Origin of the sequence: Panacagrimonas sp. (assembly GCF_965216805.1) — a bacterium.
In the GTDB taxonomy this organism is placed as follows: Bacteria; Pseudomonadota; Gammaproteobacteria; order Nevskiales; family Nevskiaceae; genus Panacagrimonas.
Genome location: NZ_CBDCGN010000002.1, coordinates 287741 through 311223, shown reverse-complemented (window position 1 = coordinate 311223; position 23483 = coordinate 287741). Strand labels below are relative to the sequence as shown.

General features: G+C 66.2%; 16 protein-coding genes. 6 read left to right on the top strand and 10 right to left on the bottom strand.

The features are described 5' to 3' along the window. Nucleotides 1-143 precede the first annotated feature (143 nt). Nucleotides 144-2453, top strand: coding sequence for a glucosylglycerol-phosphate synthase (gene ggpS / locus ACOOHP_RS01430; RefSeq protein ID WP_420464685.1), 2310 nt, complete (start codon nucleotides 144-146; stop codon nucleotides 2451-2453). On the opposite strand, the gene ACOOHP_RS01425 is transcribed toward ggpS, so the two are convergent. From ACOOHP_RS01425 to ACOOHP_RS01405, 5 genes are all read right to left on the bottom strand, one after another. Next, on the bottom strand, nucleotides 2428-3966 hold the full coding sequence (locus ACOOHP_RS01425) for a sodium:solute symporter family transporter (RefSeq protein WP_420464684.1): 1539 nt from the start codon (nucleotides 3964-3966) through the stop codon (nucleotides 2428-2430). The two genes, ggpS and ACOOHP_RS01425, sit on opposite strands and share 26 nt — an antisense overlap. 224 nt (nucleotides 3967-4190) lie before the next feature. After that, complete coding sequence (locus tag ACOOHP_RS01420) at nucleotides 4191-6269, bottom strand: 3-hydroxyacyl-CoA dehydrogenase NAD-binding domain-containing protein (RefSeq protein ID WP_420464683.1); 2079 nt, start codon at nucleotides 6267-6269, stop codon at nucleotides 4191-4193. Between the two features lie 186 nt (nucleotides 6270-6455). Further along, a complete protein-coding gene (locus tag ACOOHP_RS01415; RefSeq protein ID WP_420464682.1) occupies nucleotides 6456-7064 on the bottom strand; it encodes a 2-hydroxychromene-2-carboxylate isomerase in 609 nt (202 codons plus the stop codon). 134 nt (nucleotides 7065-7198) lie between these two features. Continuing rightward, the gene (locus tag ACOOHP_RS01410; protein WP_420464681.1) at nucleotides 7199-8296 is read right to left on the bottom strand and encodes an LLM class flavin-dependent oxidoreductase; all 1098 of its coding nucleotides are present in this window, start codon (nucleotides 8294-8296) and stop codon (nucleotides 7199-7201) included. A gap of 127 nt (nucleotides 8297-8423) precedes the next feature. Continuing rightward, entirely contained in the window at nucleotides 8424-9173 is a 750-nt protein-coding gene (locus ACOOHP_RS01405) for an SDR family NAD(P)-dependent oxidoreductase (protein ID WP_420464680.1), read from the bottom strand. Nucleotides 9174-9329: 156 nt separating this feature from the next. Here ACOOHP_RS01405 and ACOOHP_RS01400 point away from each other — a divergent pair, with 156 nt between their 5' ends. Continuing rightward, nucleotides 9330-9728 (top strand): nuclear transport factor 2 family protein, encoded by a 399-nt coding sequence (locus ACOOHP_RS01400; RefSeq protein WP_420464679.1) that lies wholly within the window; start codon nucleotides 9330-9332, stop codon nucleotides 9726-9728. Between the two features lie 24 nt (nucleotides 9729-9752). On the opposite strand, the gene ACOOHP_RS01395 is transcribed toward ACOOHP_RS01400, so the two are convergent. Then, nucleotides 9753-10253: a flavin reductase family protein gene (locus ACOOHP_RS01395; RefSeq protein WP_420464678.1), complete on the bottom strand. Its 501-nt coding sequence runs from the start codon at nucleotides 10251-10253 to the stop codon at nucleotides 9753-9755. Nucleotides 10254-10369: 116 nt separating this feature from the next. Beyond that, nucleotides 10370-11413, bottom strand: a complete 1044-nt coding sequence (locus tag ACOOHP_RS01390; RefSeq protein ID WP_420464677.1) for an AraC family transcriptional regulator — start codon at nucleotides 11411-11413, stop codon at nucleotides 10370-10372. A 126-nt stretch (nucleotides 11414-11539) separates the two neighbouring features. Between ACOOHP_RS01390 and icmF the strand changes: the two genes are divergently transcribed. Then, on the top strand, nucleotides 11540-14806 hold the full coding sequence (gene icmF / locus ACOOHP_RS01385; protein ID WP_420464676.1) for a fused isobutyryl-CoA mutase/GTPase IcmF: 3267 nt from the start codon (nucleotides 11540-11542) through the stop codon (nucleotides 14804-14806). Nucleotides 14807-15265: 459 nt separating this feature from the next. Continuing rightward, nucleotides 15266-17695, top strand: a complete 2430-nt coding sequence (locus tag ACOOHP_RS01380) for a S8 family serine peptidase (RefSeq protein ID WP_420464675.1) — start codon at nucleotides 15266-15268, stop codon at nucleotides 17693-17695. A gap of 489 nt (nucleotides 17696-18184) precedes the next feature. On the opposite strand, the gene ACOOHP_RS01375 is transcribed toward ACOOHP_RS01380, so the two are convergent. Together ACOOHP_RS01375 and ACOOHP_RS01370 are read right to left on the bottom strand one after the other, a co-directional pair. Beyond that, a complete protein-coding gene (locus ACOOHP_RS01375) occupies nucleotides 18185-19693 on the bottom strand; it encodes an NAD(P)-binding protein (RefSeq protein ID WP_420464674.1) in 1509 nt (502 codons plus the stop codon). A gap of 117 nt (nucleotides 19694-19810) precedes the next feature. Further along, a complete protein-coding gene (locus ACOOHP_RS01370) occupies nucleotides 19811-20659 on the bottom strand; it encodes an alpha/beta fold hydrolase (protein ID WP_420464673.1) in 849 nt (282 codons plus the stop codon). Nucleotides 20660-20930: 271 nt separating this feature from the next. Here ACOOHP_RS01370 and ACOOHP_RS01365 point away from each other — a divergent pair, with 271 nt between their 5' ends. Then, on the top strand, nucleotides 20931-21284 hold the full coding sequence (locus tag ACOOHP_RS01365; RefSeq protein WP_420464672.1) for a hypothetical protein: 354 nt from the start codon (nucleotides 20931-20933) through the stop codon (nucleotides 21282-21284). On the opposite strand, the gene ACOOHP_RS01360 is transcribed toward ACOOHP_RS01365, so the two are convergent. Next, nucleotides 21224-22078, bottom strand: coding sequence for an enoyl-CoA hydratase (locus tag ACOOHP_RS01360; protein WP_420464671.1), 855 nt, complete (start codon nucleotides 22076-22078; stop codon nucleotides 21224-21226). The genes ACOOHP_RS01365 and ACOOHP_RS01360 overlap by 61 nt on opposite strands. A gap of 181 nt (nucleotides 22079-22259) precedes the next feature. On the opposite strand from ACOOHP_RS01360, the gene ACOOHP_RS01355 reads away from it, so the two are divergent. After that, a complete protein-coding gene (locus ACOOHP_RS01355; RefSeq protein WP_420464670.1) occupies nucleotides 22260-23468 on the top strand; it encodes an acyl-CoA dehydrogenase family protein in 1209 nt (402 codons plus the stop codon). Nucleotides 23469-23483: the final 15 nt, after the last annotated feature.

The window sequence follows — 23483 nt, the reverse complement described above, 5'->3', positions numbered from 1 at the left end:
CGCCGTAATACCCGCTATTTGTAATAGTTCGGTAAATGTTGAGTTATTTGATCGAATCGCGCTTAAAAAGCTACAATTTCGCTTTGGGGTCGTTTGTGCTGTGCGCATTCGGCGTCATCCTCGCTAGCTAATGGAGAATGCGCATGCTGCTTGCCACCGATCTGGATGGAACCTTTCTCGCCGGCAGCGCCGAAGCGCGCCAGCAGCTCTATCGCCTGATCGCGCGCCACCCGGACATTCGCCTGGCCTACGTCACCGGACGCGGGCTGGAATCGGTCATCCCGCTGCTGGCAGACCCGCAACTGCCGCAGCCGGATTACATCGTCTGCGACGTCGGCGCCACCGTGGTCGACGGTCACACGCTGCAGCCGATCCAGCCACTGCAGAATCGCCTGGATGCGCTGTGGCCCGGCGAGCAGGCGGTGAGCGCGGCGTTTTCCGGATTTCCCAGTCTGCACCGGCAGGCCACGCCGCAGCAACGGCGTTGTTCGTATTTCTGCGAAGACGGCGTCATCACCGATGCCATGGTGCAGGCCGCGGCGGCGCTGGACTGCGAGCTGCTGTATTCGGCCAGCCTGTATCTGGACGTGCTGCCGCGGGGCGTCAACAAGGGTTCCAGCCTCAAACACCTGGCGGAGCTGGTCGACATCGGCCTGGATCAGGTGCTGGTGGCCGGCGATACGCTCAACGATCTGCCGATGTACGAGCACGGCTTCAAGGGCGTGTGCGTCGGCGGCTCGGAGGCAGAGCTGTTGCAGCGCACGCGCGATCTGCCCCAGGTGCTGCATGCCGAGCAGATCGGCTGCGCCGGCATTCTGGACGCGATGACGCATTTCGGATTTATCGGGCCAGAAGGCTTCTCGCTGCACGGCGACCCGATCCGCGAGTCCGGCACGTCGGACCTGGTCATGGTCTATCACCGCCTGCCCTACGAAGAGGCGGTGGTGGACGGCAAGACGGTGCGGCGCCGCCACACCTCGCCCAACGGCATCATCCCGACCCTGATGAGCTTCTTCGCCGATGGCCGCAGCAAGGACCAGCGCGGCACCTGGGTGGCGTGGTCGGTCCACGATGCCAAGCGCGGCGGCGAATTCGAAACCCACACGCCGGTGGACGTGGAGCGCTACCCCAATGTGGTGGCGGCGCGTGTGGCGCTGAGCAAATCTGACGTCGACATCTTCTACAAGACCTTTTCCAAGGAAGCGTTCTGGCCGCTGCTGCACACGTTCTGGGAACGCGCGCGTTTTCGCGAGGACCACTGGCAGGTGTTTCTGCGCGTCAACCGCGCCTTTGCCGAAACCACCGCCTCGGAGGCGGCGCCGGGCGCGGTGGTGTGGATCCATGATTACAATTTGTGGATGGTTCCGGCGTACCTGCGCGAATTGCGCCCCGACGTCAAGATTGCGTTCTTCCACCACACCTATTTCCCGTCCGCCGACGTGTTCAACGTGGTGCCGTGGCGGCGCCAGATCGTGGGCAGCCTGCTGATGTGCGATTACGTGGCCTTCCACATTCCGCGGCAGGTGGAAAATTTTGTTGACGTCGCCCGCGGCGTGGCCCCGATCAAAGTGCTGGAGCGCGAGAACTGCGCGCCGCGCTTCCTGACCTACGGCTGCGCCATGGGCCTGGACGAGATGACCAAATCCATCGAAGTCCACGGTCGCAAGGTGGGGCTCGGCGCTCACCCGGTGGGCCTGGACGTGGAGCGCATCCGCAGCCTGCTCAAGAGCGAGGGCGTGCAAAAGCGCATGGCGCAACTGCGCCAGGACCTGGGCAAGCAGAAGCTGATCCTGTCGGTGGAGCGCCTGGACTACACCAAGGGCACGCTGGAGCGCCTGCAGGCCTACGAGCGACTGCTGTCGGAGAATCCGGAGCTGCTCGGCAAGGTCACGCTGGTCTCCATCTGCGTGCCTGCAGCCAAGGAAATGAAGATCTACGCGACCCTGCAGTCGCAGATCGAGCAGGCGGTGGGGCGCATCAATGGACGCTTCGCGCAGGTGGGCTGGACGCCGTTGCAGTTCTTCTTCCGCAGCCTGCCGTTTGAGGAGGTGGTGCCCTACTACGCCATCGCCGATCTGGCCTGGGTGACCCCGCTGCGCGACGGTCTGAACCTGGTGGCCAAGGAATTCGTCGCCGCCCAGGGCATGGTCAGCGGCCGCGGCGTGCTGGTGCTGAGCGAATTTGCCGGGGCCGCCGCCGAACTCAAGGACGCCGTGCTGTGCAATCCGCACGACCCGGTCGACCTGGCCAACGCCTGCTATCTGGGACTTTCCATGGGGCCCACCGAGGCGCGCAGCCGCCTGCGCACCATGTTCGAGATCGTGTGCTACTACGACATCCGCTACTGGGGACGTCACTTCCTGTCGGAGGTCACCGGCGTGCCGATGGAGCCCGGCGAGCCGGCCAGCATCGAGCCGGTGATGCAGCTCACCAAAATGCCAGTACCAGCGTGACGGTCAGTGCCAGCAGGCCCAGCGCGCCGGCCTTGACACCGGCCGGCAGGGCGATCGCCCCGCGCACGTAGCCGACGCCGGCATTGGCGCTTTCGCCCAGCGTCACGCTCCACCCCCAGGCGACCGCCAGGGTGAACAGGAACAGGCCACCGGCGACGATGGTGAAATGCACGTCCAGCAGGCCCATCTGCGTGGCCACGAACCACGCTGCGCTCACCGCATGCCCGCACAGCGTGGCGTACAGCGCGCCGCGCGCACCTAGTCGCTGGGTGAAAACACCGAGCAGGAATACCGCCACCAGCGGCGGGGTGACATAGGCAAAGCCCTGCTGCAGATAGGCGAACAGGCCGGGGAAGTTATCGATGGCCGGTGCCCACACCGCGGCAAACGCGACCAGCCCGAAAGTGACCCCGCGGCCGATGAACGCCAGTTGCTGCGGTGTGGTGTTTGGGCGGCGCGGCAGTACGAAATCCACCGAGATCAGGGTGGACGCCGAATTCAGCGCCGAATCGATGCTGGACATGATCGCCGCCAGCAGGCCGGCCAGGATCAGCCCAGCCAGACCCACCGGCGCATACTCCGCAATCAGCGCGGGAAACACGCTATCGGCGCGGTCCAGGTCCGGCAGCAGACTGATCGCCATCGCCCCCGGCAGCACCATCAGGAACAAGGGCAGCAGCTTGAGGAACGCCGCCAGTAGCGCGCCATAACCGGCGGCGGCCTGATCGCGCGCCGCCAGCACGCGCTGCGACACGTACTGGTTCATGGTCCAGTAGTAGAAGCCCAGCACCGGCAGCCCTATCAGCGTGCCCAGCCAGGGCAGCGCGGCATCGTCCAGCGGCCGGATCAGCGACAGATGATCGTCCGGAATCGCCGCCTTGACGTTCGCCCAGGAGTAATCGAATTCGCCGAACACGATGACGGTCAGCATCAGCGAGCCCGCCATCAGCACGATCACCTGCATGACGTCGGTATACGCCACCGCGCGCAATCCACCCGCAGCGGTGTAGAGGCCGACGAACACCGCGATGCCCGCGCAGGTCCAGCCCAGCGTCAACCCCGGAACGAACAGGTCCAGCACCACCGCACCGGCGTAGAGGCTGCCCGCCGTATCCAGCACCACACTCAGAAAGATGGCGACGCCGGAAAGGTACTTGCGCATGCGCGCATCAAAGCGCTGCTCCAGCCATTGCGGAATAGTGGTGACGCGATGGCGCAGCAGCATCGGGACGACGAACACCGCGCTGAACACCAGCACCAGCGCTGCCATCCATTCGTAGTTGGCCACCGCGATGCCGTGTTCCCAGGCCGCACCCGGCAGGCCGATCAGCGTGGTCGACGAGATGTTGGAGGCGAACAGCGACAGGCCCACCACGCCGAAGCCGAGACTGCGGCCCGCCAGGAACAGTTCGTCGGAATCGGGACTGCGCCTTGCCACCAGCACGCCCACCACGATGACGAACACCACGTACGCCGCAAGGACGCCGTAGTCGAGAGGATGCAGGACACCCATCGGCCAGGATCATTTGGGAGTAGGCCCGCACGGAAACACATGCGGGCGCAGGGATCAAGTTTGCGCATGCCCGACATGCCCCTGACGCGGCGGTCATTCGCAAGGGCGGCCCGTGGCCGCCGGGGTGGGGCCATGAATCAAGGTCGGATGGCGGGCACGGCCCGCCCTACGAAAGCCGGCTCGCAAAAACATCTCGATGAAGTAAGGCATCCACGAATCCGTGCTCAGTCCACCCAGCGACCGGACGCTGCGCGCCGTTCGAGCAGCCTGGCCGGGATCCATGCCGGGCCCTGCTCGGCGTGATAGCGCTGCACGGTCTGCAGCACCTTGGCCAGGCCGTGTTGCTCGGCCCAGAACATCGGGCCGCCGCGATAGCGCGGGAAGCCGTACCCGTAGAGATAGGTCACATCGATGTCGGAAGCGCGGATGGCAATGCCTTCGTCCAGGATTCTGGCGCCTTCGTTGACCATGGCGCAGAGCACGCGGGCGACGATCTCGTCGTCGTTCACGGTGCGACGTTCGACTCCTAGTTCCGCTGCCACGGATTCGATCAGCCTTTCGATGTCGGGATCGGGCGTCGGCGTGCGGCCCTCGTAGCGGTAGTAGCCGCTGCCGGTCTTCTGCCCGAAGCGACCCAGCTCGCAGATGCGATCAGCCACCGGCGAGTAGCGCAGCGACTTGTCGCGCGTGGCCTCGGCACCCTGGCGTACGCGCCAGCCCACATCCAGCCCAGCCAGATCGCGCATCAGGTACAGGCCCATCGGAAAGCCGAAGTCCTGTAGCGCGCGGTCGATCTGCCAGGGCGTGGCGCCTTCTTCGAGCATGAAGTCGCACTCGCGGCCGTAGGCGTAGAGGATGCGGTTGCCGATGAAGCCGGTGCAGTTGCCGGCCAGCACCGGCACCTTGCCGATGCGCTTGGCCAGATGCATCGCGGTGGCGATGACCTCGCTGCTGGACGCCTTGCCGCGCACGTTCTCCTGCAGCTTCATCACATTGGCCGGCGAGAAGAAATGAGTGCCGATGACGTCCTGCGGCCGCTGCGTGACGTTGGCGATGCTGTCGATATCCAGGGTCGAGGTGTTGCTGGCCAGCACCGCGCCGGGCTTCATCACGCGGTCCAGCGCGCCGAACACGGCGTGCTTGATCTTCATCTCCTCGAACACCGCCTCGATCACGATATCGGCCTGACCGATCTCTTCGTACGCGGTGGTCGCGGTGATCAAGGCCAGCGCCTGATCGGCCTTGGACTGCGCCATGGAACCGCGTGCCACCGAGGTGGCGTAGTTGCCGCGCACGCGCTCCATTCCGGCGTCGATGGCGGCCTGCGCGGTGTCCAGGATCTGCACCGGGATACCGGCATTGGCAAAGCACATGGCGATGCCGCCGCCCATCGTACCGGCGCCGATAACCGCCGCGCTGCGAATCTCGCGCGGCTGCACCTCTCGCGGCAGGCCGGGAATCTTGGCGGCCTCGCGCTCGGCAAAAAAGGCGTAGCGCAGCGCCGCAGACTGCGGGCTGGCGCGCAGTTCCAGAAAGCGCTCGCGCTCGATCTCCAGGCCTTGTTCGAACGGCAGCTCGCAAGCCGCCTGCACGCAATCCACGATCTTCCACTGCGCCAGCACACCCTTCCATTTCCTGGCGTTCTTTTCGCGCACCTGATCGAACAGGCCCGCTTCGGCCCGCGCTTGTCGATTGCGCGCACGCGGGTGTGCGCCGCCAGCGTCGGCCTTGGCCCGCACGAAGGCGATGGCCTCGCGCTCCAGATCCGTCTGCGACTCGCCAGCGACCACCGCGTCGATCACGCTCAGGCTCAGCGCTTCGGCGGCCGCAATCGGCTTGCCGCTCAGAATCATGTCCAGCGCCTTGGCGCCGCCGGCCAGGCGCGGCAGGCGCTGGGTACCGCCGCCGCCGGGCAGCAGGCCCAGATTCACTTCCGGCAGTCCGAGCCGGGTGGATTTCAAGGCCACCCGGTAATGACAGGCGAGCGCAAACTCCAGCCCACCGCCGAGCGCGGTGCCGTGCAGCGCGGCGACCACCGGTTTGGCCGAGCCTTCCAGGGCGTCGAGCACCTCGGGGAAATGCGGCGGCTGCGGCGGCTGGCCGAACTCGCGGATGTCGGCACCGGCGACGAAGGTCTTGCCGCCGCCGATCAGCACCACCGCGCGCACCGCAGTGTCGCCCGCCGCGCGGGCGATGCCGTCGACGATGCCGGCGCGCACGCCGTGCGAGGCCGCGTTCACCGGGGGGTTGTCAATGGTCAGCACGGCAACGCCGTCCTGCGCGCGGTAGTGCACCTGGCTCATGGGGCCTCCGGAATAGTTCGAGTTGCCGCCAATTATGGCGTGTGTGCGCTTCGCAGCATGCTCACCGGTGCTGTGTCGCCTGCGATGCGTGCAGCGAATCGCGGGGGGGTTCACGCCTTGCCCGCAAAAGCGCCCGGCCTCGCGGCGCGGAACCCGGTTAGCCGTCGCTGGAATCCGTGCTGAGCTTCAAGTCTTGCGCGTACGCAGGATCGCCTCGCGCATCAGCGGCAGGCGGTCGTTGCCGAAGTACATGTCGTCGCCGTTGACGAAGCAGGTGGGCGTGCCGAAGCCGCCGCGGGCGATCAACTCCTCGGTGTTGTGGCGGAGCCGATCCTTGATTGCTGGCTGCGCGATGCCGGCAAACAAGGCCTCGGCATCGATACCCGTGCGCTTGCACAGACCGCGGATGACGTCGTCCTGCGAGATGTCCTGGTCATCGCCCCAGTAGACCTCGAACGCGGCGCGTGCGAAATCCGGCAGGCGTCCCTGCGGCGCCAGCCACAGGCAGGCGCGCATGACCTTGACGCTGTTGACCGGAAACACGCTGGGCGGGAACCGGATGTTCAGGCCGGTGTGGCGCACCCAATCGCGCAGGTCCTTGACCATGTAGTTCTGCTTGGCCGGCACGCCGCGGGTACGCGATTCGTACACCGAGTGATTGACGCTGTTGAAGATGCCGCCGACCAGGATCGGCTTCCAGTCGATGGTCACCTGCAGCTCCGCCGCCAGCGGCTGCACGTTGTGGAACGCCAGATAGGTCCAGGGGCTGGAAATGTCGAAGTAGAACTCGATCACGGCGGGGCCCCGTCGGTCGGCCGGCAAATGGGAAAAGGCGCGCGGCGGTCATCGCGACCGCGACCGGCCCGGCGCGCTGCCTCGTTGCGCAGCGCGCCGGGCCGGTCGCGGATTGTGGTGTGATGCGCGGTGACTCAGGCCGCCAGCGCGCGCGCAGGCTTGTCGGCAGCGACCTGCTTCTTGAGCTGCGGCAGCACCTCGGCGGCGAACAGGCGCTGACTGCGCTCGACCTGCTCGTAGGGCAGGCCGGCGTAGCTGAACACCGTATTGAGCGAGAAGTCGCCGATCAGCCCGCGCCAGCGCGCGTAGTTGGCCAGCACCTTGTCCGGCGTGCCCCAGCTTTGCGCGTTGCGGTAGGCCTCTGCGGACGCCTCCAGACCGAACTGGCGGATCAGCGCTGCGCCTTCGCCGTAGCTCTTGTAGCCCTTGGTGTTATCGAAGTGGGTGCCGGTGAATTCGTAGTGCTTGCACACCGACAGGAAGTACTGCGCGATGTATTCCTTGGACACGCGCTCGGCCTCGGCCATGTCGGTATCGACGTAGCAGAAGTCGGTGAGCACCGGCGGCGGGGCTTCGCGCCCGTGGATCTCCTTGAACATCTTCTTGTAGCGCAGGATCTCGGGTGCGTGCTTTTCGATGTCGTACTGGATGAAGCTGGTCATGGTGGCGCCGAGCTGGGCCGCCACGTCCACCGAGTCCGGGCTCATCGCCACGCAGAACAGGCGATCGCGGATGCCGCGGGTGGGCTTGGGCCGCACCTCCACCTTCGGCTGCGGGTAGTGCTTGCCGTCGCCCTCGACATAGCCGGTTTCCAGGCCCTTGATGATCATCGGCGCCGCTTCGTCGAAGCGCTCGCGCGCCTCGTTCATGTCGATGCCGAAACCCTTGTATTCCATCTTGGCCAGGCCGCGGCCCATGCCGAACATCATGCGGCCGCCGGCGAGGTGGTCGAGCATGGTGATCTTCTCGACCACTCGCAGCGGGTTGTTCCAGGGCAGGATCACCGCGCCGGTGGCGAGCTTGATGCGTTTGGTGCGCCCGGCCAGATACGACAAGGCCTGCATGTTGTCCGGGCACATCGAGTAGTCGTCGAAGTGGTGCTCGGCCATCCAGATGGAATCGAAGCCGAGCTCCTCGCAGCGCTCCAGCATGCGCAGCTCTTCCATGAACATCTGTTCGTCGGTGAGATTCTTGTGCCAGTTCTGGAATACACCCAGTACGCCTACGTCCATGTCGCTCCTCCTGCCTTGGGGCAATGCCTGGGCTCGCCCGTAGAATTGATCGGAAACCCGCACCCGGACGCTATACCTCGCCCGCGGGCGCCACAACCCGGGAAAACCCTGAGCCGCGGCGCCCCGCTCAGGCGCTGTAGCCGCCGTCGATACCGATGATCTGGCCGCTGATGTAGCCGGCGCCGGGCGACACCAGAAAATCGACCAGCGCGGCGATCTCCTCGGGCTTGCCCATGCGGCCCATCGGCGTCTTGTTCATGCAGTCGGCGATGACGCCCTTGGCGACCTCGTCGGCCTCGAATGAGGAATGCACGATACCGGCGTCGATCACGCCCGGCGCCACGCCGTTGCAGCGCACGTTGGCCGCGCCGGTCTCGCGCGCGAACTGGCGGATGAGTCCGGCCACCGCGGTCTTGGGCCCGCCGGACATGCCGTCGTTCTCCAGGGTGCGCAGCACCGCGGTGGTGACGAACAGCACCATGGCGCCGCCGCCGTTGGCTGCCAGCAGCGCCGAGCCATGGCGCAGCACGTTGAACGAGCCATAGACGTCGGTCTGGTAGATGCGCTGGAAATCGTCTTCGCTGACCTGCGACATCGGCCGCAGCGGAATCGCCGGGCCAGTGGAGGACACGATGGCCTGCAACCCGCCCCATCTGGCCGAGGCCTGCTCGAAGAAGGCGCGCACCGATTCGCCCTGGGTCATGTCCACCTGCAGCGCCTGTGCCTTGCCGCCCGCGCCTTCGATGTTGCTGACCAGTGCGGTGGCCTTGTCGCGGCTGCGGCTGTAGCCGATGGTCAACGGCGCGCGCTGCGCCAGCAGCGGTGCGATGGCGCTGCCCAGCCCGCCGGTAGCGCCGAGGATCGCGATGCCTTTCATTGAGGGTCTCTCCTGATGGGGTGTGCAACCGACGCCGAAGGCGCCGGATCGAGTCCGATTTCGCTGCCTGAACTATATTCCGGTAAGCAATCCGGGCGCCGTCAGGACTCGTCCCAGTAGGTCCCGCCCGCAGCCCCACGACCAGGAGGAGCAACGATGACGCTGGAACAAACCAATCAGGACACCGTCCTGAGCTTCATGAGTGCGTTTTCGCGCGGCGATGTCGAGCAGGTGCTGAGCATGCTGGACGACAGCGCCACCTGGTGGGTGGCCGGCACTATGCCGATCTCCGGCCTCTACCCGAAGGCCGAGTTCGCCAAGCTGCTGGCCGGCATCGGCGAGTCCTGCGAAGGCGCGATCAAGCTCACGCCCAAGGCGTTCACCGTGCAGGGCGAGCGGGTGGCGGTGGAGACCGAATCGCTGGCGCATCTCAAGAACGGCCGCGTCTACAACAACCACTACCACTTCCTGTTCAAGGTTCGCGACGGCCACATCTTCGAGGTGCGCGAGTACCTGGACACCATGCACACCAACGAGATTTTCTGCACTCCCTGAGAACCCCGGGGCGCGGCGGCGGGCTCAGGCCGCCGCCGGCAGATCGCCGAAGGCGCCGTAGGCGCCGCGGAAGAACAGCAGCGGCTGGCGGTCGGTGGCGCGGATCTGCACGTCATGCACGCGGCCGATCACCATCTGGTGATCGCCGACCGGGTGTTCGGCTTCCAGCCTGCATTCGATGTAGCCCAGCACGCGATCCAGGATCGGCACACCGGCGGCGGAGGCGCTCCATTCCAGGCCTTTGAACTTGTCGCCCCCGGAGCGCGCAAAGCCGGCGCACAGCGGCTGCTGGTCGGCAGCCAGGATGTTGATGCCGAAGCTGCCGTTGGCGCGCATCGCCGGCCAGCTCTTGCTGGTGTTGGCGGGACACACTGCGATCAACGGCGGCGCCAGCGACACCGACACGAACGACTGCGCGGAAAAACCGCAGGGTGCGCCCTGCGCATCGCGGCCCGTCACGATCACCACGCCCGTGCAGAACTGCCCCATCGCCTGGCGAAACTCGCGTTCGGAAAATTCACTCATCTTGAGTCCGCTCTCCTCCGGGCCCCCGATTGTCGGACGCCGATAATCTCACGCCCTGCGCGGTGCCCGACATTGGGGACGACCCTGCGGGTTCAATGCCAACAACGTAGCCCGGCTCATTCCAGGCAGCGTGAGCCTGCGCGCTGCCGATAGTCGCCGGGTCGCGCGCCGGTCCATTGCTTGAACGCGCGATGGAACGCGCTGGGCTCGGCAAAGCCCAAGGTCGCGGCGATGCTGGCGATGCGGTCCTGCGAATGCGTCAGCAGGTCGATGGCCAGATCGCGCCGCAGGCTGTCCTTGATCTCGCGAAAGCTGGTGCCCTCCTGGTCCAGCCGCCGGTGCAGGGTGGACAAAGCAAGGTCCATCTCCGCCGCCAGCTGCGGCAGGTCGGGCCAATGCGTCGGCGCGGTGTGGCGCATGCGACGGCGGATACGCGCCGAGCAACTGTTGCGATCGCGGAACTTGACGATGAAATTGTGCGGCGCCGAGCGCAGAAACTCGCGAACTTCGGCCTCGCCTCGCTCCGGCGCCGCCGCCAGCGTTCGGGCATCGAAAGCGATCTCGCTGCGGGCGGCGTCGAACTCCAGTTCGGCGGAGAACATGGCCTGGTACTCGCGCCACCACGGCGGTCGCGCGTGCGGGAACGCCGCACGTTGAATGCGGATGCGCCGGCCCACCAGCCAGCACATCAGGCCGTGCAGCATCATCATCACGGTTTCGTGCGCAAACACCGCATAAGCGGACGGCCGCTGGCCGGGCTGGCGCTCCATCATCGACAGCCGTGCCACCGGGCCGGACTCTTCCACGTCCACGCGGGCGTCGTCCATGGTGACGTTGAAGAACTGCACCGCCAGTTGCAGGGCATCGCCCAGATCGGCGGCACGCGCCATGCCGCGGCACAGCAGCGCAAAGCTGCCGACCTTCATGCGGCGCCGGTCCATGCCGAACAGCTCGTCGTCCAGCTCCGCTGCGATGGCCAGCCACAGGGCACCGAAACTGGCGGCCGACACCCGCGCCTGATCCACCTGCAGCAGCGCCATCGGAATGCCGGCGGCCTGCAGGATGGGCGCGGCATCGCGCTGATGGCGCACCAGCCCAGCGACGGCCTGGCGCACGAACCAGATCGACACACTGTCCTTGCTTTCGGCGTCTTCGCGCACGGGGAATGGATGGCGATCCTCGGGGGGTGGCAAATTCTCTCACGCGCGCCGCGATTTTCCGGCATCGCGATGGCGGCGCGCCTGGGTTACCTTCCACGGTTCGAAAACCAGCCCGACACGCCCGCCATGAACGATCTTTCCATGCCCGCCAAGCTGATGCCCTACAAGCCGGCCAACAAGGTCCGCTTCGTCACGGCCACTTCGCTGTTCGACGGCCACGACGCCTCGATCAACATCATGCGCCGCATCATCCAGGGCTCCGGCGCCGAAGTGGTCCACCTGGGACACAACCGCTCGGCCGGCGAGATCGTCAACGCCGCACTGCAGGAGGACGCTCACGGCATCTGCATTACCTCCTACCAGGGCGGGCATATCGAATTCTTCAAGTACATCGTCGATCTGCTGCGCGCGCAGGGCGGCGAGAACATCAAGGTCTTTGGCGGTGGTGGCGGCGTCATCGTGTCCTCCGAGATCAAGGAGCTGATGGAGTACGGCGTCACCCGCATCTACTCGCCCGAAGACGGCGCCACCCTGGGCTTGCAGGGCATGATCAACGATCTGCTGTCCAAGTCCGATGCCGATCTGGCCAGTGCCGCGCCACCCGCCGCCAAGGTCGACGAGGCCTTGCAGGGCGGCGACCTGCGCGCGCTGTCGCGCATCGTCACCGCACTGGAGGCCGGCACCTACCCGGACGCGCTGCGCCAGGACCTGATCGAACGCGCCAAGACCGTCGCGGCCCCGGTGCTGGGCATCACCGGCACCGGCGGCGCCGGCAAATCCTCGCTCACCGACGAGTTGATCCTGCGCCTGCGCCTGGATCAGGAGGATCGGCTCAGGGTTGCGGTGATCTCGATCGACCCGTCGCGCAAGCGCACCGGCGGCGCGCTGCTGGGCGATCGCATCCGCATGAACGCGATCGAGGGCGAGAACATCTACATGCGCTCGCTGGCCACCCGCGACACCGGCATGGAGATCGCCGCCGCGCTGCCGGAAGTGATCGCCGCCTGCAAACTCGCAGGTTTCAACCTGGTAATTGTGGAGACTTCCGGCATCGGCCAGGGCGACGCGGCCATCGTGCCGTTCGTGGACCTGTCGCTGTACGTGATGACGCCGGAATTCGGCGCCGCCAGCCAGCTCGAGAAGATCGACATGCTGGACTTTGCGGATTTCGTGGCGATCAACAAGTTCGACCGCAAGGGCGCCGAAGATGCGCTGCGCGACGTGCGCAAGCAGTACCAGCGTAACCGCGAGCTGTTCACCCAGCGTCCCGACAGCATGCCGGTATACGGCACCATGGCCTCGCGCTTCAACGACGACGGCGTCACCGCGCTGTACCAGGCGATCCTTCCGCGGCTGGCGGAAAAGGGCCTCAAACCGCAGCCGGGCAAGTTGCCCAAGGTCGAGGTCAGCGCCAGCACCAGCAGCCGCGCCATCGTGCCGGCGGATCGCACCCGCTATCTGGCGGAGATTGCCGAAACCGTGCGCGGCTATCACAAGGACGTGGCGGCGCAGGCGCGGGTGGCCCGCGAGCGCCAGTCGCTCAAGACCGCCAAGGCGCTGCTGGAAGCCGCCGGCCAGCCGGTGACCGGACTGGACGAGCTGATCTCGTCCAAGGACGGCGAGCTGCTGCCGGCCGCGCGCAAGCTGCTGGCGCAGTGGCCCAAGGAGCAGGAGCTGTATTCCAAGGACGAGTACGTGGTGAAGGTGCGCGACAAGGAGATCCGCACCAGGCTCACCAGCGAATCGCTGTCCGGTACCAAGATCCGCAAGGTGTCGCTGCCGCGCTTCGAGGACGAGGGCGAGACCCTGCGCTTCCTGATGAAAGAGAACGTTCCGGGCTCGTTCCCCTACACCGCCGGCGTATTCGCGTTCAAGCGCGAGGGCGAAGACCCCACCCGCATGTTCGCCGGCGAAGGCGATGCCTTCCGCACCAACAAGCGCTTCAAGCGCGTGTCCGAGGGCATGCCCGCGCACCGCCTGTCCACCGCGTTCGACTCGGTGACGCTGTACGGCTGGGACCCGGACCTGCGCCCGGACATCTACGGCAAGATCGGCAACTCCGGCGTGTCGATCTGCACGCTGGACGACATGAAGGTGCTGTACTCGGGCTTCGACCTGTGCGCGCCCACCACATCGGTCAGCATGACCATCAACGGGCCCGCGCCGATGATCCTGGCGATGTTCATGAACACCGCCATCGAACAGCAGGTCGACAAGTTCAAGACCGACAACGATCGCGATCCCAGCGACGACGAACTCGCCAAGATCCGGGCCTACACGCTGTCGACCGTACGCGGCACCGTGCAGGCCGACATCCTGAAAGAGGATCAGGGTCAGAACACCTGCATCTTCAGCACCGAGTTCGCGCTCAAGATGATGGGCGACATCCAGGAATACTTCGTGCACCACAAGGTGCAGAACTTCTACTCGGTGTCGATCTCCGGCTATCACATCGCCGAGGCCGGGGCCAACCCGATTTCGCAGCTCGCGTTCACCTTGTCCAACGGCTTCACCTACGTGGAGTCGTACCTGGCGCGCGGCATGCACATCGACGACTTCGCGCCCAATCTTTCGTTCTTCTTCAGCAACGGCATGGACCCGGAATACTCGGTGATCGGCCGCGTGGCGCGTCGCATCTGGGCGGTGACGATGAAGAACAAGTACGGCGCCAACGAGCGTTCGCAGAAGCTCAAGTACCACGTGCAGACCTCCGGTCGATCACTGCACGCGCAGGAAATGAACTTCAACGACATCCGCACCACCTTGCAGGCGCTGATCGCGATCAACGACAACTGCAACTCCCTGCACACCAACGCCTACGACGAGGCGATCACCACGCCGACCGAGGAGTCGGTGCGCCGCGCCATGGCGATCCAGCTCATCATCAACCGCGAGTTCGGCCTGGCCAAGAACGAGAACGGCCTGCAGGGCAGCTTCATCATCGACGAGCTGACCGATCTGGTCGAAGAAGCGGTGCTGCGCGAGTTCGAGGCGATCTCCTCGCGCGGCGGCGTGCTGGGCGCGATGGAAACCGGCTTCCAGCGCGGCAAGATCCAGGACGAGTCGATGCTCTACGAGCACAAGAAGCACGACGGTTCGCTGCCCCTGATCGGCGTCAACACCTTCCGCAATCCCAAGGGTGAGGAGGCGTCCGGCCCGATCGAGCTGATGCGTTCCACCGACGACGAGAAGCAGAGCCAGCTCGCCCGGCTCAAGGACTTCCAGACGCGCAATCGCGACGAAGGTCAGCGCGTGCTGCAGCGGCTGCGCGACACCGTGATGAACAACGGCAACACCTTCGACGTGTTGATGGACGCGGTGCGTCACTGCTCGCTGGGCCAGATCACCCAGACCCTGTTCGAGGTGGGGGGCCGTTACCGGCGCAACATGTAGCGCTGAAGCCGACGCGCCTGGACCCAGGCGGGGGCCTAATCGGCGCAGACCTTCGGTACAGTCCTTCGGCGCACGCGACCGCAAGGCTGGAAGCCGGCACCCGCCGCTATCGCGAGGGTCGCGGTGTCGACGAAGCGGCGAAGCAAGCGCTGTGCGTCACGTAACAGTTGTGCTCGCTGCCGCATGCCGCCTGCGCTAGTCTGGTCGTCGTCTATCCGCCGACTTTCGGGTTCTGCCATGCGCCACGCTCTCGCCGGCTTTGCATTGTCTTTCGCGCTGGCGGGATGCGGTGGCGGCGGCAGTTCCGCCGGTCCGGCGCCGGCGCCAACCCCCAGTCCAGCGCCCGCCCCGACGCCGACTCCGGCGCCCACCCCAACGCCAAGCCCGGCGCCCGCCCCGACACCCTCGCCGACCCCGACACCAAGCCCGGCGCCCGGTCCCTTCAGTCTCAGCGGCAGCATGACCGCGGCCGGCGATGCCGCCATCGACAGCGATACCGCCGATCCCACCGTCCCCAGCGTCTCCAACAACTTCACCAACACGCCGCAGCTCATCCGCAACCCGGTGACCCTGGGCGGCTACGCCAATCTGGCGACCGACGAGTTCGACGTCTTCCAGGTGGAGTTGGCCGGCGGCCAGATCATCAACCTGTTCATCGCCGAGGACGGTGCTGCGAACGATCTGGATCTGACCCTGGCCGACAGCAATCTCAATATCGTCGACCAATCGCTGGACACTGGAAAGTTCGAATCGCTGACCGTGCCGGGCAGCGGCACTGCGACCTACATCATTCAGGTCAACGCCTTTGCCGGTGCCTCCAACTACGTGCTGACCATCACCCAGCCCGGCGCTGGTGGCAGCGCGCCGGCCACGATCTCAGCCATGAGCACGCAGGCGGAGTTCATGCCGGACCAGGTGCTGGTGCAGTACCGCGCCGAAGACGGCACTGCGCCGCAGGCACGCGCCAAGTCCATGGGCGGCGACTGGCTGGCCGGCGTGCCGGGCGGGGTCGACTTGCTGGACATCTCCACGCGCGCGAAGTCGCAGACGTCGGACGATCTCAATGGCTTGCGCATCGCCGACCCCGATCTCGCCGCCAGGATCGCCACCCTCACGACGATCAAGGCCATCGCCCGTCAGCCCGGCGTGGCCTACGCCGAGCCCAACCTGATCCGCCGCGCCAGCGCGGTGCCCAACGACGAGTTCTTCAACCAGCAGTGGCATTACAACCTGATCAACCTGCCGCAGGCGTGGGACATCACCACCGGCTCGCCCGATGTGATCGTGGCGGTGGCCGATACCGGGGTGCGCCTGAATCACCCGGATCTGGTCGGCAAGTTCGACCCGCTGGATCCTGACGGTTTCGATTTCGTCAGCGACCCCAGCCGCTCCTTGGACGGCAACGGCATCGACGGCAATGCCGACGATCCGGGCGACGGCGGCCTGGCCGGCAACAGCAGCTTCCACGGCACCCACGTCGCCGGCACCATCGGCGCGGCCACCGACAACGGAGGGTTCGGCGCCGCCGCGGTCGGCTGGGACACCCGCGTCATGCCGCTGCGCGTACTGGGTGCCGGCGGCAGCGGCAGCAGCTTCGACATCCAGAATGCCGTGCTCTACGCCGCCGGCCTGAACAACGCGACCGGACAACTGCCGCCGCGACCGGCCGACCTCATCAACCTGAGCCTGGGCGCCGACACCGCCTCGCAAAGCGAGCAGGCCGCGTATGCGGCGGCGGTCAACGCCGGCTTGATCGTGATCGCCGCCGCCGGCAACAGCGGCGACTCGCGGCAGAGTTTTCCCGCCTCGTATCCGGGCGTGGTGTCGGTGGCTGCGGTCGGGCGGCAGAAGCAGCGCGCGCCGTATTCGCAGTTCAACGCCGCGGTGGACGTCGCCGCGCCCGGCGGCGACCAGTCGCGCGCCAACCCCGACGGCGTGCTCAGCACCCTGTCCAGCGACAGCAGCCTGCCGATCCGCGACGGCGTCGGCTTTCTGCAGGGCACCTCCATGGCCGCACCGCACATGGCCGGCGTGGTGGCGCTGATGAAGGCGGTGAACCCCCGCCTGACCCCCGCGCAGCTCGATCAGTTGCTCGCCGGCGGCTCCATCACCGAGGACCTCGGCACGCCGGGTCGCGACAGCTCGTTCGGCCACGGCCTGATCGACGCCAACCTGGCGGTGCGCGAGGCCATCCGTCTCGCCAATGGTCAGGCGCCGGCCGACAACCCGCGCCTGTCGGCGCAGCCCGATTCGCTCAACTTCGGCAACACGCTGACCACTGCCACCGTGGACGTGACCAACGCCGGCACCGGCGCCCTGGCGGTGACCTCGGTCTCCGACGATGCGCCCTGGCTGAGCGTGAGCGCGCAAGCGATCGACGACGACGGGCTCGGCCGCTACCAGGTGGTGGTGGATCGCAGCGGACTGACCGACGGCACCCTCGCAGCCACCCTCACTTTCACTTCTGCAATCAACACCGTCAGCGTGCCGGTGTTGATCTCGGTGGGTCAGGTCAGCGGCAGGATCGATGCGGGCAAGCAGTATGTGCTGCTGATCGACCCCGCCACCTCGGCAGCCTTGGCCCAGGACGAGGTGAGCATCGGCAACGACGGCACCTACGCGTTCTCGTTCCAGAACGTCGCGCCGGGCAATTACCAGCTCATCTCCGGCACCGACAGCGACAACGACGGCTTCATCTGCGACGACGGCGAAGCCTGCGGCGCCTTCCCGGCGCTGGACTCGCCCTTGATCGTGGAGATCGACGATGCCTCCAGAACCAACCTGGATTTCCTGGTCAGCTTCGGCCTGAGCACCCCCACCGTGCAGGGAGGTGTACGTCCGCCGCGGGCGGGGTATCGGCTACTGTCCGACGTTCCGGCCCAACCTTGACCCGACCCCGCCGCCCGTCCCGACGGGACGGCACCCCATCTGGCGACCGCAACGCAGCCGCATGCCGGTTCAGACAGGGTTCGAGTTTCCTGATGGCTGATCCACTGGCAGGAGCCGTAGGGCGGGCAGGTTGCATCTGCCCGCCGTGGTCGTCGCGTCATCGAGCATGCCCATGAAAAACGCCGCCCGGCGAGGGGCGGCGTCGTCGGTGTTGCGCTGTCGCGATGGCGTTGCGATGGGACGGGTGTTGCGCGGTGCCGGTTGCCGGATTCCGGGTGGGCAACCGTGGTTGCCCACCCGGGTATGGTGCGGAATGTAGGGCTTGCAAAGCCTCGCCGCTCTCCGCGGCTCACGTGCCCACGCGCGCGCGCCAGCGGCCTTTGCCCACCCTACGGCTACTGCACATCGCTTATCGCGTAGGGCGGGCCGCGCCCGCCGACAGGGATTGGTTCACGTGCCAAACACGGCGGACAAGGTGCGCCCTACGGTTTACGCCGCCTTGTCCATCATGTTGGTCGCCGCAGCCTGTACATGCGGCAGCACACCCCAACGCACCCCGGTCGTGGCTTCGATACGGTCCAGCGCGGCGCGGCAATGCTTGAGGTACTTGGCGCTGTTGATCTGGAAGCGCAACAGAATTGGCAAGCGGCGCGGCAGCGGGTACCAGCGGTTGAAATCCAGCCGGCATTCGTTGAACACCGACACCGGCAAGGCCTGCATGCACAGCAGCACGTTGAGCACGGTCTGGGTCGCGCCGATAACGCCGAGAGCCGATTTGTTCGGCCCGCGCAGGGCGGTCACGTCGCCCTGATACAGCGGCAAGTCGCGCAGGCGGTCGCGGTAGAACAGGTGGGTCAGGAAATAGCCGCTGAAACTGCCGAGAAAGAACACCATCGAGGTCTGGTTGATTGACAGTACTTTGCCGCCTTCGGAAATGTAGGGCTCAGGGGCCAGGCCTACGTCGCGCGCGATGTAGCCGGTGCAATTGATCAACCAGCTCCCGGCTGGAATGGGCCGGGCTTGTCCCTGGCGCAGTTGCAGTAGCGGGCCGTCATCGCCATCGGTCACGTCGACCAAGTAATCCTCGATCACTTCGCGCGCGCTGCTGCGGATCGCCGCAATCTCCTCGGGTGAAATGGCGCCGAACTGAAACTGCCGCGCGCGTTCGTTGAGTGCGAGGCCGTGGTGCGACAGGAAGTGCTGGTAGGTCGCCTGGATGTTGCCGCCGTCAAACCGTAGCGCGGTGTCCAGGAAGGTCTCGAACGCCACCTGGCCGCCGAACCAGCGCCGCCAGCCGGTCGCGCTGCTTCTGCTGCGATCCAGAAACAGGCAGCCCTCACCGATCAGCATGCGGATGTCGCGTCCTGGAAACCGCCGGACGAGCAGATGCGCGGTGTCCATCGCCGTCTTGCCGCCGCCGACGACATACACCGGGGCATCGTCGGCACCGAGCGTCGCCGCGTTCGCGCCCAAGTCGTGCGGACTCAGCGAGCGCACCGCGCTACTCGAAAACTTCATCGCCGCACTGGGTTTGATGTCGTAGCTGATCGCCTTGACCAGACGCCGTGCGCGAACGCGCAGCCGCTGCCCGTCGTTGATCCGTTTGCACTGGATCTCGACGGGACCTTCGGCATCACTGGATTCCTGATGGGCCAGATAGCGGTGGCAGTAGTGTTCCTGCAATTGAAATCTCTGACGCAGTTGCGCCATGCAGTGCGTTAACTGCTCGCCCACCTCGGTCTTGTCGGCGAGATAAGTAGCGGGCTTCTTCAGCACCCAGGGAATGTCGCCCACCGTGAACATCTGGTACGGCTGATGCAGGCGCACGTAGTCGTAGGTGTCCCGCCACATGCCGCCCGCCCCGGGACGGGCGTCGATCAGCACGACCTGATCAGTGGGCTTGAGATAGCGCGAGGCCGAGTGCAGTGCGTTGAGCCCGGCGATGCCGGCCCCGATCACGCACAGCTCGCAATCGATGGTTGTGCTCGTTGTGTTCATGTCTGCGGCTCTCCTTTTCCTGCTGTCGCGTTCTTTTGATCGGTTGTAGGGCGGGCCGTGCCCGCCATCCGACCTTGATTCATGTCCCAACCCCGGCGGCCACGGGCCGCCCTACTGCTACGAACGAACGGGTGCTGCAAAATCGAGAATCTCCGACGCCAGGCGCTCGGGCTGATCCAGCGGAATCCAATGCCCGCCGATAACCCGCCGATAGCGAAAAGACGCCTTGACCCTGGGCTCGGAGTCCAGCATCTGGCGCTCGGTGAGATAGACATCGCCGTCGCTCCAGATGCCCAGCACCGGGCACTGCGCAGGCGCAAAACTCTTCAGCAGCAGGGTGAGCAGGTTGGCGCGGTAGAGACGCAGCCCCGCGGTCAGGCGGCCGGGCTGGCGCATGCGCTCGAGCACCCCGTCCACGTCGGGGTGCGAGGCCAGCAGGCGGCGGGCACTGAGCGGACCCGAGCCCAACAGCATCCGCTCGACCAGTCCGGCCACCGTGAAATACACCATGTACCAACTGCGCAGCTTCTGCTTCAGCCCAGCGCGCGCGAAAGCGGTCGGGTGGCCGACCGAGACCGCCACCAGTTGCGTGATCCTTCCGGGATGATGGATGGCCAGATACCAGGCCAGCGCCGCGCCCCAGTCGTGTCCGACGAGCGTCACCCGCTCCACCCCTAGGTGATCGAGCAAGGCCATGAAATCGGCGCAGACCTCGGCGATCCGGTAATCGCCACGTCGGGCCGCCATGTCGGACTCGCCGCAACCCACGGTGTCCGGCGCGATGCAGCGATACCCCGCGGCATGCAGCTTCGGAATGACCCCGTCCCACATGCGCGCCTCGTCCGGGAAGCCGTGCAGCAACAGCGCCACCGGGCGTTCGGTGTCGCCGGGGGCGCTGTCGAGATAGGACAGCCTCAGGCCACGACGCAGGTGTGACGAGCGGGTCATCGGCAGGGGTTTTTTCATTGGGCGGGCCGGTTTGATGATCGAATAGTCGAGCACGCTTATTCCGCGGCGACGACCAGGGAAGATGTGACGAATGTCACATACCGGGCAGCGTATCGGTGCCACCCTCCACCGGCATGTATTGCAGTGCAGTCGCTGGAGGCAGCGCAATTGGCCGCCGTGCTACGGCCTGCGCCAACCGTAGGGCGGGCCGTGCCCGCCGTGTCTGCCCCGTATCGGACGTCGCCAGCGGGCATGGCCCGCCCTACGGGAATGGTGCGGAATGTAGGGCTTGCAAAGCCTCGCCGCTCTCTGCGGCCTTTGCCCACCCTACGGCTACTCCGGCACCGACAGCGCCAACGACGGCTTCATCGGCGACGAAGGCGAAGCCTGCGGCGCCTTCCCGGCACTGGACTCGCCCTTGATCGTGGAGATCGACGATGCCTCCAGAACCAACCTGGACTTCCTGGTCAGCTTCGGCCTGAGCACCCCCACAGTGCAGGGTGACGTGCGGCACGCGCAGGTCGCTGATTTTCGATCCGTGTCCTCCGTGAAATCCGTGGCATATAGTTTCAGGTTCGTCACTTACCCGGAGCCCTTACGGATCGCTGGCGACAGGCCGCTGGGATCGATGAGCTGGTCGTAGAGCTTGAGGTTGTGGGTATGGGCGAGCTGGTGCAGGTGAAAGGCGTTCTGCATCGCGATGTCGCGGCCCTGGGCGTCGACCGAACCGTTGAGCGCCTTCTTGACCAGCTTGAGCGCGAACGGCGGCTTGCGCGCGATCTTCACCGCCATGTCCACTGCTGCCTGTGAGAGTGCCTCGCGCGGCACCACCTGGTTGACCATGCCCCAGTCCTGTGCCTGCTGCGCGGTGAACTCGTCGCTGGTGAACAGCATCTCCTTGGCCTTGCGGATGCCGATTTCCCAGACGTGGGTGAAGTATTCGATGCCGCCGACGCCGAGGGTGACGGTCATGTCGCTGAAGCGCGCATCCTCGCTGGCGATGATGAGGTCGCAGGGCCACACCAGCATCAGGCCGCCGGCGATGCACTTGCCCTGCACGGCCGCGATGGTCGGCTTGGGAATGTTGCGCCAGCGCTCGGAGAAGCCCAGGTAGATTTCCTCTTCGCGCGCCATCTGCGACGCCGCCCCGGCGCAGCCGAAGCCGCACAGCGGAAACACGGTGCGGTGCTCGCCCATGTTCTGCGGATAGTCTTCGAGCGGCTCGATCAGGTCGTGGCCGGCCGAGAAGTGCTTGCCGTTGGCGGCCAGGATGATGACGTGGACATCGTCGTCATGCGCGGCGCGGTCGAACGCCTCATTGAGCTGGTACAGCAGGTGGGTGTCCTGCGAGTTGGCCTGCGCCGGGCGGTTCAGCGTGATGCGGGCGACGTGCTCGGCCGGGTTGTCGTAGAGGATGTAGCTGGGCGTGTCCGACATGACGGCTCCTGGGGCGGGATGATCATGGCGCGCAGTATCGCAGCACCCGCGCCGCGCCAGCAGGCCCTCGGCCATGCAGGACGATGCCCCTGCGAGTTCAGTGATCGGCCTACTTGTCGCTGGCAGGCCTGCGGCGGTCGAATCGGGCAGGGAATCCAACCCGCTTCCGGAGCAACCGCGCATGCCCACTCCCGTCCATGTCGTCGAAATGAGTGCGGACGAACGCGAACACGCCTTCGCCGTCTGCCGCGAGCTGGCCGAGGAATTCCGCGCGGTCGGTCCGCGACACGACGCCGAGAATTCGTTTCCTCACGCGATGGCGGCACGCGTTCGCGAATTGCGCCTGCCCGGGCTCAACATTCCGAAGCGTTACGGTGGCTGGGGCGCCGACATTGCCACCACCGCGCGCTGCGTCGAACTGCTGGCCTACGGCGATCCGGCGATCACGCTGGGATTCAACATGCACTTCGGCGTGATTGGCTTCTTCCGCGGCATGTGGAGCGCCGAACACCAGGCGCGCTTCTTCCCCGGTGTGGCGCAGCACGGGCATCTGTTCGATGGCGCCTACAGTGAGACGCGCGCCGGCGTGATGGGGCTGGCCGATACGCGCGCGGTGCCGGTGGAAGGCGGCTATCGCGTCAGCGGGCGCAAGAGCTGGGGCACGCTGTCGCTGGTGGCCGACTTCCACACCTTCAATGCCACCGTCACCAACCCCAATGGCGAACTGCCCGGCGACCATGCCGAGCGCGCGGCGCGCGAAGTGATGCTGGTCTGCCCCGCCACCGCCCCCGGCGTGCGCATCGAGAAGACCTGGGATGCGCTGGGCATGCGCGCTTCGGGCACCGAAACCGTGGTGTTCGAGGATGTCTTCGTGCCGCAGGCCGATCTGGTGTCGGCGGCGTTCCGGCCCGGCCTGTTCGCCAACCTTGAATGGCAGACCCTGAGCTTCGCCTCGATCTATCTTGGCCTGGCGCGACGCGCCTACGACGAGACCCTCGCCATCCTGCGCAAGAAGCGCCTGGGCGCGGTGTCCGAAGCGGCCGACGTCAAGCTCAGCGAACAGCAACTGGTGCAGGTCGGTATTGGCGAAATGCGCGTGCTGATCGAAACCGCCGCCAATTGCATCGAGGTGGCAGCGACACGCTTGAACGAAGATCGCGACCTGCCGGCCGATCCGTCTCTGCGCCTGGGCTGGCTGGAAATTCCCAAGGTGGTGTCGACCGAAAACGCGATCCGCGTGGTCGACATCGGCATGCGTCTGGTCGGCGGCGGTGCGTTCCGTCGCGGCCACGTGTTGGAGAAGCTTTACCGCGACGCGCGCAGCGGGCCGTTTCATCCCCTGACCACCGATCAGTTGATGCAGCACCTGGGGCGCGCCGAACTCGGTTGAATTCAGCCTGATGTC

Excerpts from the sequence above, each read along its gene's own strand:
- ACOOHP_RS01425 (WP_420464684.1), bottom strand. The coding sequence starts at position 3,966 with ATGGGTGTCCTGCATCCTCTCGACTACGGCGTCCTTGCGGCGTACGTG.
- ACOOHP_RS01355 (WP_420464670.1), top strand. The coding sequence starts at position 22,260 with ATGCCCACTCCCGTCCATGTCGTCGAAATGAGTGCGGACGAACGCGAA.
- ACOOHP_RS01395 (WP_420464678.1), bottom strand. The coding sequence starts at position 10,253 with ATGAGTGAATTTTCCGAACGCGAGTTTCGCCAGGCGATGGGGCAGTTC.
- ACOOHP_RS01380 (WP_420464675.1), top strand. The coding sequence starts at position 15,266 with ATGACCGCGGCCGGCGATGCCGCCATCGACAGCGATACCGCCGATCCC.
- ggpS (WP_420464685.1), top strand. The coding sequence starts at position 144 with ATGCTGCTTGCCACCGATCTGGATGGAACCTTTCTCGCCGGCAGCGCC.
- ACOOHP_RS01410 (WP_420464681.1), bottom strand. The coding sequence starts at position 8,296 with ATGGACGTAGGCGTACTGGGTGTATTCCAGAACTGGCACAAGAATCTC.
- icmF (WP_420464676.1), top strand. The coding sequence starts at position 11,540 with ATGAACGATCTTTCCATGCCCGCCAAGCTGATGCCCTACAAGCCGGCC.
- ACOOHP_RS01370 (WP_420464673.1), bottom strand. The coding sequence starts at position 20,659 with ATGAAAAAACCCCTGCCGATGACCCGCTCGTCACACCTGCGTCGTGGC.
- ACOOHP_RS01360 (WP_420464671.1), bottom strand. The coding sequence starts at position 22,078 with ATGTCGGACACGCCCAGCTACATCCTCTACGACAACCCGGCCGAGCAC.
- ACOOHP_RS01420 (WP_420464683.1), bottom strand. The coding sequence starts at position 6,269 with ATGAGCCAGGTGCACTACCGCGCGCAGGACGGCGTTGCCGTGCTGACC.
- ACOOHP_RS01375 (WP_420464674.1), bottom strand. The coding sequence starts at position 19,693 with ATGAACACAACGAGCACAACCATCGATTGCGAGCTGTGCGTGATCGGG.
- ACOOHP_RS01405 (WP_420464680.1), bottom strand. The coding sequence starts at position 9,173 with ATGAAAGGCATCGCGATCCTCGGCGCTACCGGCGGGCTGGGCAGCGCC.
- ACOOHP_RS01400 (WP_420464679.1), top strand. The coding sequence starts at position 9,330 with ATGACGCTGGAACAAACCAATCAGGACACCGTCCTGAGCTTCATGAGT.